Raw genomic sequence first — 14,921 nt, 5'->3', positions numbered from 1 at the left:
GAAGGACGAACTGGTAACCGAGCACTCCATATGACGAGAGACGGCACACCCGGGGACGACGGTGGTGAGCCCCATTCACGCACCGACGGGGGGTACAGACCCGACGGCTTCGACTTCGACGAGTGGCTCTCGGAGCGGAGCGAGTCGACGAACAGGGCGGCTGGCGAGACGAGCGAGGGGGAGGCGTCCGTCACCCGTGGCGAGGTGAGACTCGACCGTGCCCGCGTGAAGACCGGTGGGGACGCTTCGGCCAGCAGCTCCGGCTCCCTCTCGGGACTCGTTCTCAGTGTCGTCGTCGGTGCCGCCGCGGCGCTGGCCGACGCGCTCCCGAGCCGCCGCCGACCGCGGGAGTCGGTGGCATGGAAGTCCGAGACCGGTGGGTTCGACTTCGCGTCGTGGCTCGACATCGGGGACCCACCGGCGGCCGAGGCAGCGACCGTCGAGTCGGCCGTCGACGACGGCCCCGCCCCCGACCCGAGCGGTGGGGTCGGCACCGGGTCCGGGGTCGGGTTCCCGAGCGGGCCCGGGGGCTCGACCGTCCGGCTCGCCGCGTTCGCCCTGTTCGCGGCCAGCGCTGTCGCGGTCGCCCTGACGCTCGCGTCGACGGCCGGCACCATCGCGGTGCAGCCGACGAACGCCGTGCCAGCGGCCACGGACACACCGACGCCGACCGCGACGCGGTCACCGACACCCACGGCGACGCCCTCACCGACGCCGACCGCGACACCCACGGCGACGCCCTCACCGACGCCGACCGCGACACCTACGGCGACACCAAGTCCGACGCCCACGCCATCGCCGACGCCCACGCCATCGCCGACGCCGACGCCGACACCCACGCCGACGCCATCGCCGACGCCGACTGCGTCGCCCACGCCCACGCCGACCGCGTCGCCGACGCCGACGCCGACGCCAACGCCGAACGACGGCGGCATCATCGGTGGGGTCCTCGGCGGGAGTTCGAGTGACGACGACGGCGGCATCATCGGCGGGCTGTGATCACACTGCGGTCGGCCGCTCGGCCTGGTGCTCGTCCGTCGCTTCGCCGTGCCTCGTCTCGACGCTCCTCGGCTCGTCCTGCCGTACTCGACGTGCCACTCGAGCGGTGCCGTCGCTCACCTATCGGCGTGTCCGGAGGAAGAGACGGGTGGTACCGAGCGACTTACTGCAGGCCGAGGTCCGCGCTCATCGAGTTCCCGGCACGCGGGACACCCTTCACCGTGTACGTCTCGCCGTTGACGAACGCGGCGGCGGGCGAGGCGAGGAACTGGACCACGTCGGCGATGTCCTCGGTGTGGCCGATGCGGCGGTCGACGGCCTCTCGCGGCGGCATGTCCTCGGACTGGATGCCGAGCGTCTCGGCCACGCCGGGGGTCTGGATGAGGCCGGGGGCGACACAGACCACCCGGATGCCGTGGCTCGCGTACTCCACGCTGAGCGTCTCGGTCAGTCGGATGATGGCGGCCTTCGAGGCCGAGTAGTGCGACTCGTTGGGGGCGGCGTGCTGCCCGTTCACACTGGACATGTTCACGACGACGCCACCACCGTCCTCGCGCATGTACTGGCTGGCGACCTGCGTGCAGTGGAAGGTGCCGCCGAGGTTCAGGTCGACGATGGCGTTCCAGCCGTTGGGCGAGATGTCGTCGAACGCGGCGACGAACTCGCCGCCGGCGTTGTTGACGAGCGTGTCGATGCCACCGAACTCATCGTTCACGGCCTCGAAGAACGCCTCCACCTCGTCGCGTTCGCGGACGTTACACTCGACGGCGAGACAGCGCGCGTCGGTCTCGGCCTCGATCTGCTCGGCGACCGGGTCGATACGGTCCTGACTGCGCGAGCAGATAGCCACGTCCGCCCCGCCGGCGGCGAACGTCTCCGCGATGGTGCGGCCGATACCCTGACTCGCACCTGTCACCACGACAGACTGTCCATCGACGCCGAAGTCGGCCTCGTGCATGGCACAACCCGCGGGGGTCGCACACCTCACACTTTCGGTGGCGGCGAGGCAGACGGCAGGAGAGGAGGCTGGTTCAGCTACGGGACTCGTACTCGGACTTCGCGGCCTTCACCGCGGCGGCGAGGATGGCGACGTAGTCGAACAGGTCGAGGTGGGCGAACCGACCCTCGGCCGCGACCGGGACGGTGGCGTCGTCCTCGTCGTCGCCGGCCGTGTCGACCCGGTCCAGCCCAGTGTCGACCGGCTCCTCGTTGCGCTCGTTGCCCGTGTCGATGCGGTCGATGCCGTCCTCCTCCTCGTCTTCGGCCGCGCCGCTGCGCAACCGGCGGACGACGATGGCGAGGACCCCGATGACGACGCCGACGACCAGCACCTTCTTGCCGAGTCCGTTGTCGCTCATGACGGCGGGAGTTCATCGCCCCGACACTTAAGGGTGTGCGGTCGTGCCGCCCGCCGCTGCTCCCGGTTTTATCTCACAGCCGACCGACGGTGAGCGTGACGACGGATACCGACGGCCCCCGGCCGTGGCGCTGGTTCCTGCTCACAGGCGACCGGCGGGTGGTCGTCCTGGCGCTCTGGTCGCGGTGCTCTCGCTCACGCTGGGCGCGGTGGCAGCCCTGCCACCGGGAGCGGAGTTGCTCGTCCCCGACCGTGGGACCGTCTCGACGCCGCTGAACACGCTGCTCGCGGGTGTCACCCTGCTCGTCTCCATCGTCGTCTCGGTCGCCTCCCTGTTCGTCTCGCAGGAGCTCTCGCCGCTGGGTCGACAGCGCGAGCGCATCGAGGAGACGCGTGAGTTCAGACGGCAGACCGAGGCCGTCCTCGACCGGGAGGTGTCGCCGGCCCGTCCGGGACCGTTCCTCCGGGCCATCACGCAGGCCGTGCTGGGTCACGCACAGGCGCTGGAGGACACGGTCGGGCCGGCGCACCCAGGGCTCGACGAGGCGACGGCGGGCGACCTGCAGGCGGAGGTTGACGCGTGTCTCGAACGCGTGGCGGACGACGTCGAACGGGTCGATCGGACGCTCACTGCCGACGAGACGGACACCTTCGACCAGCTGCTCGCAGCGCTGGAGTACGACTACGCCGGCCAGTTCTACGCCGTCCGCCGCGTCCAGTCACGGCACGCCGCGCGGTTCTCCGACGAACTGGAGCGTGCCGTCTCCGACCTGACCGACGCACTCCAGTTCTTCGCGGCCGCCCGCGAGTACTTCAAATCGCTCTACTTCGAGCGTGAGTTCTCCACCCTCTCGGCGGACCTCATCTACGTCTCCCTGCCGGCCATCGTCGTGAGCGCGACGGCCCTCGCCGTCGACGTCCGACTGCTCGGCGGGGCCGTCCTCGGCGTCCCGACCGTCCTGGTCGTCGGCGCGGTGGGATACACCGTCGGTCTCGCGCCGTTCCTGGTCCTGACCGCCTACGTCCTCCGTGTGGCGGCGGTCTCCCGACTCACCCTCTCGGCCGGGCCGTTCATCCTCGACGGGGACCGGGACCCCGACGAGTGGCTCTGAGTCGCGTGTGGACGCCTGCCGGGGGACCACGAGACTTTTGAGCCGACGCCGCGGCCCTCGGGCGTGGCCGCCGACACCAGTCCACCCACCGGTAGGGTCGACGCCTGCGAGGTGCCCGAGGAGGCAGTGCCGGAGGGGCCCGTGCCCGAGACGGACCCCGTAGAGGCACGACTCGCGGACGCGCTCGAACGGGTCGCCCACGGTGCCGTCGTCTCGGTGCCGAGCGTCCTCCTCGAACAGGGGCTCGCGCTGGCGTTCACCGCGACGCTGACCAACGGGTTCAGCGCGGCGGCCTACGGCGTGTTCGTCGTCGCCCGCCGGTTCCAGGCGGTCCTCCTGAGCCTCTCGATGGGCGTCCGTGGCGGCATCAGCCGCTACCTCCCGTCGGCAGCGACCGACGCCGAGCGCGACGTCGTCGCCACCTTCGGCACCGCCCTGCAGGTCGGCGTCGCCGCCCTCTTCGGCGTGGCGCTCTACCTCGCGGCCCCCGCCATCGCGTCGCTGACGCCGGGCGTCACCGCCGACGCCGGCATCGCGACGTTCGTCGGCTACCTCCGGGTGTTCGCGCTCGGTCTCCCCGGCGTGGTGTGGCTCTTCGCCGTCGTCACCATCCTCCGGGGGCTGGAGGAGGTGGGCGCGTTGAACGTCCTGCAACGGGTCGCGTTCCCGTTCGCACAGCTCGGTGTCGGCCTCGCGGGCGTCCTCCTGTTCGACCGTCTGCTCGTCGTCGCCGTCGGCGTCGTCGTCGTCTCCGCACTCGTCGGGACGGTCGGTGCCGTGTGGCTCTGGCTCCGGCGTGGACTCCGCCCCCGACTGCGTGAGCCAGATGCACGGGGGCTCCAGCGCCGCTACGTCCGGTTCGTCGCCCCGCTGTTCCTCGCCTCGTTCGCCACCACCGCGCAGCGACTCGGGTTCTATCCCCTCCTCGCCCTCTTCCTCAGCGGGACCGCCGGTGGCATCTTCGCCGTCGGCGTCCTCGTCGGGCACCTCGTCCGACTGCCGCTGGTCGGCATCAACCAGTTCGTCCCGCCCGTCGCGGCCGCGCTCAACGACGAGGGGCACCACGAGGCCCTCTCGCGGCTCTACCACGTCTCCAGCCGACTCGTCCTCCTCGCCACGACGGGCCTCGCGGTGCCGGCCATCGTCTACCGGCGCTCGGTGATGGCCCTGTTCGGTCCCGCGTTCGTCGAGGCCGCGTGGCTGCTCCCCGGGTTCGTCATCGCCCAGTTCGGTGCCTGTGCCGCCGGGAGCGTCGGCATCCTCCTGACGATGACCGACAACCAGCGCGGCCTGCTCGTGGTCAACACCGTGGTCACCGTCATCCTCGCCGTCGTCTCCATCCCCCTGACCATCGAGTTCGGCCTCCCCGGCCTCGTTGCCAGCTACCTGCTGATGCTCACCCTGAACAACGGGCTGGAGATACTCGTCCTCTACCGGGCCGAGGGCCTCCAGCCGTTCACCCGTGCCCACGTCCGGCCGCTCCTCGCCGCGGTGCCGTTCGTCGGGGTGGCGCTCGGGATGCGACTGGCGCTCGGCGGGGGTGCCGCCACCGCAGTCCTGGGGACAGCCCTCGGGCTGTGCGCCTACGGAGTGGCGCTCGGGGTGCAGGGGTTCGAACCTGCGGAACGGCGCCTCGTCGGGTCGCTCGCCGGGCGCTACCGACGGGCGCTCCGCGAGGTGCTGTCGTCCCAGTCTTGATTGCCGACGCCGTCGAGTGGACGCTGTGACTCCCCGCTCGCACTCGCTCGCCCTCGTCGCGTGTCTCCTCCTCGCCGGCTGTGCCGGCCCGTTCGCCACGCCGACACCGACCACGACGCCGCCCCCGGACATCGAGGTCACCCTCGCCAACGAGGGGAACGCCACGTACACGCTGGCCTACTGGACGATCGAGGGGCCGGTCGACTCGGTGACGGAGGTGACGACGCTCGGCGAGACACGTGTGGTCGACAACCTGACCGGGACCGCCGGGGCGCGACTGTTCCGACCCGACGACGTCACCGAGGTCCGGTGGCCGGCAGCCGCGGACCAGGAGGGCCGGTTCACCCTTCCCCCCGGGTCGAGCGTGTCCGGGCCGGTTGAGGACCCCGCACCGGGAACGACTGTCCTGTTCCTCGTCCGAACCGAGGACCGGGTGCAGGCGTGGGGGACGGCCGACTGCGGACCGGACGACGCGCTGACGCTCGTCGACGTCCGGTGGTCGGAGGCCGGTGCGGGACTCGGCATCGGGTGCGAGGGGCTCGGCGACGGGGGGACGCCCGACGAACGGACCGGCCGCTGACAGTCGGTGAAGACGCGAGAACGGGAGACAGGGGGCCGTTAGATGAACTCCTCGACGGCGTCGGCGACCTCTTCGGGCGTGTCGCCCACGGGGACGCCGGCGTCGTTGAGCGCCTCGATCTTCGACTCGGCGGTGCCGGTTCCACTGCCGGAGACGATGGCGCCCGCGTGGCCCATCCGCTTGCCCGGCGGGGCGGTGCGGCCGGCGATGAATCCGGCGACCGGGGTGTCCATGTACTCCGCGATGTAGTCGGCGGCCTCCTCCTCGTCCTCGCCGCCGATCTCGCCGCACATCACGACGGCCTTCGTGTCCGGGTCGTTCTCGAACAGTTCCAGCGCGTCGACGAAGTCCGTCCCGATGATGGGGTCGCCACCGATACCGACCGCGGTGGTCTGGCCGATGCCGCGCTTCGTGAGCGAGTCGACCACCTGGTAGGTCAGCGTGCCCGAGCGGGAGACGAGCCCGACGTCACCCTCCGAGAAGATGTTCCCCGGGAGGATGCCGAGCTTCGCCGCGCCCGGCGTGATGAGGCCGGGGCAGTTCGGCCCCACGAGGTAGGTGTCCGTCTCGCCGAGGCGGCGGTAGACCTTCGCCATGTCCTGCTGCGGGACGCCCTCGGTGATGGCGACCGCGAGGTCGACCGGGGAGTCGAGCGCCTCGAACATCGCGTCACCGGCGAACGCCGGCGGGACGAAGATGACGCTCGCGTTGGCGTCCTCCTCGCGCGCCGCTTCGGAGACGGTGTCGTAGACGGGGACACCTTCGACCTCCTGGCCGCCGCGGCCGGGCACCGCGCCAGCGACCACGTTCGTGCCGTACTCCATCATCTGGCCGGTGTGGAACTTCCCCTCACCGCCGGTGATGCCCTGTACCACCACGCGCGTGTCGTCGTCGACTAGAATGCTCATGCTTCCTCCTCCGCGTACTCGACCGCACGCTGGACGGCCGACTCGAGCGTGGCCTCCACCGTGACGAGGTCGGTGTTCAGAATCTCCATCCCCTCCTCGGCGTTCGTCCCCGCGAGACGGACGACGACGGGCTTGGGGATCTCGTCGAAGCTCTCGAGTGCCTCGTTGATACCCTTCGCCACCTCGTCGCCGCGGGTGATGCCGCCGAAGATGTTGAAGACGACCGAATCGACGTTCTCGTCGGAGAACACCATGTCGAGCGCGTTCGTCACACGTTCGGCCTTCGCCCCGCCACCGATGTCGAGGAAGTTCGCCGGCGAGCCGCCGTAGTAGTCCACGAGGTCGAGCGTCGTCATCACGAGGCCCGCGCCGTTGCCGATGATGCCGACGTTGCCCGAGAGTCGGACGTAGTCGAAGCCGTACTCGTCGGCCTTCTGCTCGAGTTCGTCGCCGCCGACGTCGCCCTCCTCCTCCATCTCCTGGAGGTCGGGGTGGCGGAACAGCGCGTCGTCGTCGACGTTCATGACGGCGTCGGCCGCGATCACCTCGCGGTCGCTCGTGATCATCAGCGGGTTGATCTCGGCGTCCGTGCCGTCCTTGTCGTCCCACAGGCTGTAGAGCGTGGTCAGCACGCGCGCCACGTCCGTGGCCACGTCACGGTCGACGCCAGCCGAGAAGACGGCGCGGCGGGCCTGATACGGGTGCAGGCCGAACGCCGGATCGACGTGTTCGCGAGCGATGGCCTCGGGGTTCTCCTCGGCCACCTGCTCGATGTCGACGCCACCCTCGGTCGAGACCATGACGACCGGCTTGCCCTCGCCGCGGTCCATCGTCACGCCGACGTAGAGTTCGTCGACGAAGTCGACGGCCTCCTCGACGAGGACGCGGTCGACGTGCAGGCCCTTGAGGTCCATGCCGATGATGCGCTCGGCGGCCTCGCGGAGTTCGTCCTCGTCGTCGACGAGTTCGATACCGCCGGCCTTCCCACGGCCACCGACCTGTACCTGCGCCTTCACCGCACAGGGGTAGCCGACCTCGTCGGCCGCGTCGACGGCCTCGTCGACCGTCGAGGCGAGCGCCGACTTCGGCGTCGGGACCCCCGCGTCGGCGAAGACTCCCTTCGCCTGGTACTCGTGGAGTTTCATTGCCGTTCGTGGGGTCTGACGGTTCGGGCATAAATCCCGCCGGTTCCGGCGCATCGGGCCGGCTCTGTCGAATCACGGAAAGACAACGTTCCAGCGGTTTTCGGGACCGAGGTCGCCCACTCTGGCCCCGTTCCCCGGCGACAGTCGGCCCGACCGACTACTCCGCGTCCATCGGCTCGTACGCGTTCGCCGCCGTCGGGAACCGCCCCTCGCGCACGTCCCCTACGAACTCCGAGATGGCGTCCTCGATGATCTCGTCGAGGTTGACGTACTCCTTCGCGAGACTGTACCCCTCGCCCCCGAGGCCGAGCACGTCGTTGACGACGAGCACCTGCCCGTCGGTGTAGCGGCCGGCGCCGATGCCGATGGTGGGGACGTCGACGCTCTCGCTCACGCGCTTGGCGACGGCCTCGGTCGTCGCCTCGATGACGAGCGTGAACACGCCGGCCTCCTCCAGCCGCTGGGCGGTCTCCACGAGGAGGTCCGCGTACTCCGAGTCCGGCCCCTCGCGCCCCTGCACGACCGCACCGCCCAGCTGGTTCATGTGCTGTGGCGTCAGCCCGAGGTGGCCCTGGACCGGGATGCCGAGTTCGGTGAACCGCTCGATGAGTTCGATGGTGGTCTCTCCACCGGGCGCGGTCTCCAGTTTCACGGCGTCGGCACCGGCCTCCTTCATGAAGCGGCTGGCGTTCTCGACGGACTGCTCCATCGAGGCGCCGTAGGAACCGAACGGCATGTCGCCGATGACGAAGGCGTTCTCGGTGCCGCGGACGACGGCCGCCGTGTTCGAGACGGCCTCGTCCATCGTGACGGGCATCGTGTCCTCGTAGCCGAGGTGGTTGTGGCCAGCGCTGTCGCCGACGAGGATCATGTCGACGCCGCCGCGGTCCACGAGACGGGCGATGGGTGCGTCGTAGGCGGTCAGCATCGTCAGCGGTTCGTCGTCCTCGTACCGCTTTCGGATGGTCCGGAGCGTGTTCCGCGACATATCGGGGGTGGAGCGGCGCGGGACAAAAGCCCACCGGGCCGGCGCCGGGTCCCCGCGGCTCGTCGCCGTTCCGTCGAGTCCGGCTGCCGGGCCGGGGAAAGGGCGAAGGCTCCACCGGGTGAGAGGAGGGTATGCGCGCCGTCCGCTACGCGGAGCACGGAGGTCCCGAGGTACTGTCCGTCGAGGAGGTCGACCGCCCGAAGCCGGGCCACGGGGACCTGCTGGTCCGGGTCGAAGCCGCCGGTGTCAACCCCGTCGACACCTACTTCCGCGAGGGGGAGTACCCGGTGCCGGAGTTGCCGTGGACGCCGGGGTCCGACGCCGCCGGCGTCGTCGAGACGGTCGGTCCCGGCGTCGAGGGGTTCGAGGTGGGTGACCGGGTGTTCGCCACCGGGCTGGGCAACTGGAACCAGGGGACCTGCGCCGAGTACGTCCGGGTGCCGAGCGACCACGCGGCCGTCCTGCCCGTCGGCTGCTCGTTCGAGGAGGGCGCGGCGCTGGGGCTCGTCGGGGTCACGGCGTGGCAGGCGCTCGTCCACCACGCCGAGCTCGAACCGGCCGAGTCCGTGCTGATCCACTCCGGGAGCGGTGGCGTCGGACACGTCGCCGTCCAGCTCGCGGCCGCCACGGGCGCGGAGGTGACGACCACGGCCTCGCCTCCGTACCACGACACGCTCCGGGCGCTCGGGGCCGACACGGTGCTCGACTACACGCGGGCCGACCTCGCCGAGGCCATCACGGCGGCCGGGGCCCCGGACGTGATACTCGACACGTTCGCGAACGAGTACGCCGAACTCGACTTCGAGGTTGCGGCCGAGCGGGGCCGGGTGGTCGCCATCGGGAACACCGGGCCGACCGCCCCCGTCCCGATGGGGCCGGGGAAGTTCAAGGACCTCCGATTCCAGGTGATGTCGATGTTCAACACGCCGGACACGGGGGCCGTCCTCGCCCGGCTGGGGACGCTCCTCGCGGCCGGTCGTGTCGTCCCGGAGGTGGCCCGGACCTACCCGCTGGCGGAGACGCCCGACGCCCACCGTGCGGTCCTCGAGGAGTCGTTCCTCGGCAAACTGGTCGTGATACCGGGCGAGTGACGGACACCCGTCCGCGTTCGGGGACGTCGCCGGCCACGACTCGTCCGCCCCGTCGCGGGCGGTACCGAACCCCCGTCCCGAGGGGAGTCGCGGCTCTGGCTGGCTCCCCCTGCTGCCGAAAGTGACGCTCAGTCGAGGTGGTTGTCAGATACCAAACCCGCATCGTCTGGAGAACGGCCCGGAGAACGCCCGAGATACGGCGGTTCCGGGGGGTGAACGACTCCCATATCCGAAACAACATTTATACCTGTCGGGAGTGTTCCGCATCTATGGACTCCGATCGTAACGTCGTCAGAGTGGTCCACATCGACGACGACGAGGCCGTTCTCGACGTGACCAAGCGCTCACTCGAGCGTGAACACCCGGAGATGGAGGTGGTCGGCTTCCTCGACGCCGAGGAGGCCCTGAGCCACCTCGACGGAGCCGACTGCATCGTCACGGACTACCAGATGGACGACATGGACGGCCTGGAGTTCCTCGAGGCCGTCCGTGAGGACCACCCGAAGGTGCCGGTCATCTTCTTCACCGGCCGCGGGAGCGAGGAGGTCGCGAGCGAGGCGTTCCGCCTCGGGGTCACCGACTACCTACAGAAGGGCGTCGGCTCGCAGCAGTACGTCGTCCTCGGCAACCGCGTCTCGAACCTCGTGACCAAACACCAGGCCGAACAGGCCGCCCAGCGCGCCGAGGAGCGCGTCCAGAGCATCTACGACCGCATCGGCGAGGGGTACATCGCCGTCGACACGGACTGGCAGGTCACCTACCTGAACCGGGCCGCCGAGACCCTCTTGGTCGACGGTGAGTTCGACTACGGCGCGGACGTGACCATCTGGGAGTTGCTCGGCCGGGACGAGGCCGTCGAGGGCGCCATCCGCAGCGCGATGAACGACCGCAAGCCACAGTCGGTCGACTGCAACATCCCCGAACTGGACCGCTGGCTCGAACTCCGCGCCTACCCGTCGGAGGACGGTCTCTCCGTGTTCCTCGAGGACCTGACCGACGAGGCCGCCTTCGAGGAGGAACTCTCCGAGGCGCAGGAACAGGTCGAGGTGGCCGAGTCGAAGTTCCGGACGCTGAAGGAGAAACTCTCCCGGCCGCCGCGGTTCCGGTAGTGTTCCGCCTCGTTCGGTAACTCTTTTTCACCGGCCCGTCGATTGCCGGGCAATGAGTATCACACGGTGGTCGCCGTGACGATGGAAGACCGCATCGACGAGTTACGCGAGCGGAAGGCCGAAGCCGAGAAGGGCGGCGGCGAGGCCCGTATCGAGGCGCAGCACGAGAAGGGCAAGATGACCGCTCGCGAGCGTGTCGACTACTTCGTCGACGACGGCACGTTCGAGGAGTTCGACACGCTCCGGGAACACCGCTCGACCAACTTCGACATGGACGAGAAGAAGGTGCCCGGCGACGGCGTCGTCACCGGCTACGGCGAGGTGGACGGCCGTACCGTCTTCGTCTTCGCCCACGACTTCACCGTCTTCGGCGGGTCGCTCGGCGAGGTGTTCGCGGAGAAGGTGACCAAGATGATGGACCGAGCCATCGAGACGGGTGCGCCCATCATCGGACTGAACGACTCGGCGGGTGCCCGCATCCAGGAGGGTATCGACTCGCTCGCGGGCTACGCCGAGATCTTCCACCGCAACCAGAAGGCAAGCGGCGTCGTCCCCCAGATATCGGCCATCATGGGCCCGTGTGCAGGCGGTGCGGTCTACTCCCCCGCCATCACGGACTTCATCTTCATGGTCCAGGAGACCAGCCACATGTTCATCACCGGGCCGGACGTCATCGAGACGGTCACGGGCGAGGAGGTGGGGTTCGAGGAACTCGGCGGCGCGGGGACCCACACCGGCGAGTCGGGCGTCGCGCACTTCTCGGCGGCGGCCGAGGAACAGGCGCTCGACGACATCCGGCACCTGCTCTCGTACCTCCCGCAGAACAACGTGGAGGACCCGCCGAGCGTGGAGCCGTGGGACGACCCGGAACGGGAGTGTACGGCCGCCGAGGACGTCGTGCCCGACCAGCCCCAGAAGCCGTACGACATCACCGACGTCATCGGCGACGTGGTCGACGAGCAGTCGTTCTTCGAGGTGGCCGAGGCGTACGCCCGCAACATCGTCACGGGGTTCGCGCGTCTCGACGGGCACGCGGTCGGCGTCGTGGCGAACCAGCCCCGCGTGAACGCCGGGACGCTGGACATCGACGCCTCGCTCAAGGGCTCGCGGTTCGTCCGCTTCTGCGACGCGTTCAACATCCCCATCCTGACGTTCGTGGACGTGCCGGGGTTCATGCCCGGCACCGACCAGGAGCACGGCGGCATCATCAAGCACGGCGCGAAACTCCTGTACGCCTACAGCGAGGCGACGGTCCCGCTGATGACCGTCATCACGCGCAAGGCGTACGGCGGCGCGTACGACGTCATGGCCTCGAAACACCTCGAGGCGGACGTGAACTACGCGTGGCCCACGGCCGAGATCGCCGTGATGGGGCCACAGGGCGCGGTGAACGTCCTCTACCGCGACGAACTCGCCGACGCCGACGACCCCGACTCACTGCGCGACGACCTCATCGACGAGTACCGCGAGACGTTCGCGAACCCGTACACGGCGGCCGAGCGGGGGTTCGTCGACGACGTCATCGAGCCGAAGGACACGCGCCGTCGTCTCATCCGCGACCTCGACGTGCTGCGCTCGAAGCGCAAGGAGAACCCCTCGCGGAAACACGGTAACATCCCGCTGTGATGAGCGACGACGAGTACGAGTTCGACGTCCCGGACGACGCCAGCGAGGACGAGGCCGTCGCCATCGCCGCGGTGGTGAACGCCCACCTCGCGGCGCTGGAGGCGGCCGCAGACACCGAGGAGTCGGCCCAGGAGCCGTGGAACCCCCGACGGTGGTCGTTCGCCGGTCGCGTCTCGGCGCTCCAGCGACGGGAGGCACGGGTCCCGACGTCCGCGCCCGAGGACGCCTGGACCGCAGCGGGACGGACGACGCGGATGCGGTGAGGGCGGCCGCGTCAACCTCCTGGCCGACGGCGGTTCACAACTTCCAACGTGTTGTGACTCTGTGAACCGAAATAGTGACGTGGGCGACGGGAGAGGGACGGGTCAAGGAATGTTCGACAAGGTACTCGTCGCCAACCGAGGTGAGATCGCGGTTCGCGTCATGCGGGCCTGCGAGGACCTCGGGGTCGGGACCGTCGCGGTGTACAGCGAGGCGGACAAACACTCCGGGCACGTCCGCTACGCGGACGAGGCGTACAACATCGGGCCGGCGCGCGCGGCCGACTCCTACCTCGACCACGAGGCCGTCATCGAGGCCGCGGAGAAGGCGGGCGCCGACGCCATCCACCCCGGCTACGGCTTCCTCGCGGAGAACGCCGAGTTCGCCGCGAAGGTCGAGGCGACCGAGGGCGTCACGTGGGTCGGCCCGAGTTCGGACTCGATGGAGCAGCTCGGCGAGAAGACGAAGGCCCGCAAGACGATGACCGCGGCCGACGTCCCCATCGTCCCCGGCACGACCGACCCCTGCGAGACCGTCGAGGAGGTCCACGAGTTCGGCGAGGAGTACGGCTACCCCATCGCCATCAAGGCCGAGGGCGGCGGCGGTGGCCGCGGGATGAAGGTCGTCGAGGGCCCCGAGGAGGCCGAGGAGCAACTCCAGACGGCCAAGCGCGAGGGCGAGGCGTACTTCGACAACGACAACGTCTACCTCGAACGCTACCTCGAGAACCCGCGGCACATCGAGGTCCAGATCGTCGCCGACGGCCACGGCAACGTCCGGCACCTCGGCGAGCGTGACTGCTCGCTCCAGCGCCGCCACCAGAAGGTCATCGAGGAGGGACCGTCCCCGGCGCTGACCGACGAGCTCCGGGAGAAGATCGGCGAGGCCGCCCGCCGCGGTGCGGACGCAGCGGGCTACGTCAACGCCGGCACGTTCGAGTTCCTCGTCGAGGAGGAGGACCGCGACGGCGCGTCCGGCGAACTCCTCGACGAGAACGCGAACTTCTACTTCCTCGAGGTGAACACACGCATCCAGGTCGAACACTGCGTCACCGAGGAGATCACGGGCATCGACATCGTGAAGTGGCAGATTCGCATCGCTGCCGGCGAGGAGATCGACTTCTCGCAGGACGACGTGGAGATCGACGGCCACGCGATGGAGTTCCGCATCAACGCGGAGAACGCGGCCAAGGAGTTCGCCCCCTCGCAAGGCGGCAAACTGGAGACGTACGACCCGCCGGGCGGCCCCGGCGTGCGGATGGACGACGCGCTCCGGCAGGGCGACGACCTCGTCACCGACTACGACTCGATGGTGGCGAAGCTCGTCGTCCACGGTGGGTCCCGTGAGGAGTGTATCGCCCGGTCGAAGCGTGCGCTCGCGGAGTACGATATCGAGGGTATCGTCACCATCGTCCCGTTCCACCGGATGATGCTCGAGGACGACCCGTTCCTCGCCGGCGAGCACACGACGAAGTACCTCGACGAGTCGATGGAACAGGAGCGGCTGACCGAGGCGCAGGAGAAGTGGGGGCCGGCCGACTCCACGCCCTCGGCCGACGACGAGGAGACGGTCGAGCGCGAGTTCACCGTCGAGGTCAACGGCAAGCGGTTCCAGGTCAACCTGGAGGAGCGTGCCTCCGCGGTGGCCGCTCGCGGTGGCGGTGGTGGCGGGAGCGGTCCGCGCCCCTCGCGTGGTGGTGGCTCCGGCGGTGGCGGGGGGTCCGGCGGCGGGACGACGACCGTCGAGGGCGACTCCATCGACGCCGAGATGCAGGGGACCATCCTCGAGGTGAACGTCGACGAGGGCGACACCGTCGAGGCCGGCGACGTGGTCTGCGTGCTGGAGGCGATGAAGATGGAGAACGACGTCATCGCCGAGCACGGCGGCACGGTCAAACAGGTGGCCGTCGAGGAGGGCCAGTCGGTGAACCAGGGCGACGTGCTCATCGTCTTCGAGTGAGCTAGGCCAAGGTCTCCAACCGACACTTTTTCCCTCCGCAGCGCTTGACTCTCGTTATGACCCACGCCAGCGTGGCCGCGACGGCCCG

14 protein-coding genes are annotated in these 14,921 nt (G+C 69.7%); 9 read left to right on the top strand and 5 right to left on the bottom strand.

Translation table 11 applies throughout. The features are described 5' to 3' along the window. Window positions 1–30 precede the first annotated feature (30 nt). Entirely contained in the window at window positions 31–999 is a 969-nt protein-coding gene (locus N0B31_RS07425) for a hypothetical protein (RefSeq protein ID WP_260595234.1), read from the top strand. Window positions 1,000–1,162: 163 nt separating this feature from the next. Here the strand turns inward: N0B31_RS07425 and N0B31_RS07420 are convergent, their stop codons facing one another. Next, window positions 1,163–1,957 (bottom strand): SDR family NAD(P)-dependent oxidoreductase, encoded by a 795-nt coding sequence (locus N0B31_RS07420; protein WP_260595233.1) that lies wholly within the window; start codon window positions 1,955–1,957, stop codon window positions 1,163–1,165. A 73-nt stretch (window positions 1,958–2,030) separates the two neighbouring features. Then, the gene (locus tag N0B31_RS07415; protein ID WP_260595232.1) at window positions 2,031–2,357 is read right to left on the bottom strand and encodes a hypothetical protein; all 327 of its coding nucleotides are present in this window, start codon (window positions 2,355–2,357) and stop codon (window positions 2,031–2,033) included. A 43-nt stretch (window positions 2,358–2,400) separates the two neighbouring features. Between N0B31_RS07415 and N0B31_RS07410 the strand changes: the two genes are divergently transcribed. From N0B31_RS07410 to N0B31_RS07400, 3 genes are all read left to right on the top strand, one after another. Then, window positions 2,401–3,468 carry a DUF7972 family membrane protein gene (locus tag N0B31_RS07410; RefSeq protein WP_465270154.1) on the top strand — a complete coding sequence of 356 codons (1,068 nt, stop codon included), beginning with the start codon at window positions 2,401–2,403 and terminating at the stop codon, window positions 3,466–3,468. A gap of 63 nt (window positions 3,469–3,531) precedes the next feature. Next, on the top strand, window positions 3,532–5,166 hold the full coding sequence (locus N0B31_RS07405) for a lipopolysaccharide biosynthesis protein (RefSeq protein ID WP_260595230.1): 1,635 nt from the start codon (window positions 3,532–3,534) through the stop codon (window positions 5,164–5,166). 25 nt (window positions 5,167–5,191) lie between these two features. After that, entirely contained in the window at window positions 5,192–5,746 is a 555-nt protein-coding gene (locus N0B31_RS07400) for a hypothetical protein (protein WP_260595229.1), read from the top strand. A 38-nt stretch (window positions 5,747–5,784) separates the two neighbouring features. On the opposite strand, the gene sucD is transcribed toward N0B31_RS07400, so the two are convergent. The 3 genes from sucD to panB all read right to left on the bottom strand — a co-directional run bounded on the left by sucD (window position 5,785) and on the right by panB (window position 8,787). After that, window positions 5,785–6,654 carry a succinate--CoA ligase subunit alpha gene (gene sucD / locus N0B31_RS07395; protein WP_260595228.1) on the bottom strand — a complete coding sequence of 290 codons (870 nt, stop codon included), beginning with the start codon at window positions 6,652–6,654 and terminating at the stop codon, window positions 5,785–5,787. Then, window positions 6,651–7,799 carry an ADP-forming succinate--CoA ligase subunit beta gene (gene sucC / locus N0B31_RS07390; protein ID WP_260595227.1) on the bottom strand — a complete coding sequence of 383 codons (1,149 nt, stop codon included), beginning with the start codon at window positions 7,797–7,799 and terminating at the stop codon, window positions 6,651–6,653. The genes sucD and sucC overlap by 4 nt, the downstream gene beginning before the upstream one ends. A gap of 157 nt (window positions 7,800–7,956) precedes the next feature. Continuing rightward, window positions 7,957–8,787 (bottom strand): 3-methyl-2-oxobutanoate hydroxymethyltransferase, encoded by an 831-nt coding sequence (gene panB / locus N0B31_RS07385; RefSeq protein WP_260595226.1) that lies wholly within the window; start codon window positions 8,785–8,787, stop codon window positions 7,957–7,959. 131 nt (window positions 8,788–8,918) lie between these two features. Between panB and N0B31_RS07380 the strand changes: the two genes are divergently transcribed. The 5 genes from N0B31_RS07380 (at window position 8,919) to N0B31_RS07360 (ending at window position 14,833) form a co-directional block, all read left to right on the top strand. Next, window positions 8,919–9,878, top strand: a complete 960-nt coding sequence (locus N0B31_RS07380; RefSeq protein WP_260595225.1) for an NADPH:quinone reductase — start codon at window positions 8,919–8,921, stop codon at window positions 9,876–9,878. Between the two features lie 269 nt (window positions 9,879–10,147). Then, complete coding sequence (locus N0B31_RS07375) at window positions 10,148–10,987, top strand: response regulator (RefSeq protein WP_260595224.1); 840 nt, start codon at window positions 10,148–10,150, stop codon at window positions 10,985–10,987. 81 nt (window positions 10,988–11,068) lie between these two features. Continuing rightward, window positions 11,069–12,613 carry an acyl-CoA carboxylase subunit beta gene (locus N0B31_RS07370; protein WP_368389231.1) on the top strand — a complete coding sequence of 515 codons (1,545 nt, stop codon included), beginning with the start codon at window positions 11,069–11,071 and terminating at the stop codon, window positions 12,611–12,613. Next, complete coding sequence (locus N0B31_RS07365; RefSeq protein ID WP_260595222.1) at window positions 12,613–12,876, top strand: DUF8022 family protein; 264 nt, start codon at window positions 12,613–12,615, stop codon at window positions 12,874–12,876. Before N0B31_RS07370 ends, N0B31_RS07365 begins: the two co-directional genes overlap by 1 nt. A gap of 109 nt (window positions 12,877–12,985) precedes the next feature. Further along, window positions 12,986–14,833: an acetyl-CoA carboxylase biotin carboxylase subunit gene (locus tag N0B31_RS07360; protein ID WP_260595221.1), complete on the top strand. Its 1,848-nt coding sequence runs from the start codon at window positions 12,986–12,988 to the stop codon at window positions 14,831–14,833. Window positions 14,834–14,921 lie beyond the last annotated feature (88 nt).

Source organism: Salinirubellus salinus (assembly GCF_025231485.1).
Taxonomy (GTDB): Archaea; Halobacteriota; Halobacteria; order Halobacteriales; family Haloarculaceae; genus Salinirubellus; species Salinirubellus salinus.
Note: the sequence above shows the minus strand (reverse complement) of the source record. Positions and strands in the feature narration are given on the sequence as shown.

What these genes read in the sequence shown, in the direction of transcription:
- N0B31_RS07360 (WP_260595221.1), top strand. Translation starts at nt 12,986, where the DNA reads ATGTTCGACAAGGTACTCGTCGCCAACCGAGGTGAGATCGCGGTTCGC.
- N0B31_RS07415 (WP_260595232.1), bottom strand. Translation starts at nt 2,357, where the DNA reads ATGAGCGACAACGGACTCGGCAAGAAGGTGCTGGTCGTCGGCGTCGTC.
- N0B31_RS07420 (WP_260595233.1), bottom strand. Translation starts at nt 1,957, where the DNA reads ATGCACGAGGCCGACTTCGGCGTCGATGGACAGTCTGTCGTGGTGACA.
- N0B31_RS07365 (WP_260595222.1), top strand. Translation starts at nt 12,613, where the DNA reads ATGAGCGACGACGAGTACGAGTTCGACGTCCCGGACGACGCCAGCGAG.
- sucC (WP_260595227.1), bottom strand. Translation starts at nt 7,799, where the DNA reads ATGAAACTCCACGAGTACCAGGCGAAGGGAGTCTTCGCCGACGCGGGG.
- N0B31_RS07370 (WP_368389231.1), top strand. Translation starts at nt 11,069, where the DNA reads ATGGAAGACCGCATCGACGAGTTACGCGAGCGGAAGGCCGAAGCCGAG.
- N0B31_RS07380 (WP_260595225.1), top strand. Translation starts at nt 8,919, where the DNA reads ATGCGCGCCGTCCGCTACGCGGAGCACGGAGGTCCCGAGGTACTGTCC.
- sucD (WP_260595228.1), bottom strand. Translation starts at nt 6,654, where the DNA reads ATGAGCATTCTAGTCGACGACGACACGCGCGTGGTGGTACAGGGCATC.
- panB (WP_260595226.1), bottom strand. Translation starts at nt 8,787, where the DNA reads ATGTCGCGGAACACGCTCCGGACCATCCGAAAGCGGTACGAGGACGAC.
- N0B31_RS07425 (WP_260595234.1), top strand. Translation starts at nt 31, where the DNA reads ATGACGAGAGACGGCACACCCGGGGACGACGGTGGTGAGCCCCATTCA.
- N0B31_RS07375 (WP_260595224.1), top strand. Translation starts at nt 10,148, where the DNA reads ATGGACTCCGATCGTAACGTCGTCAGAGTGGTCCACATCGACGACGAC.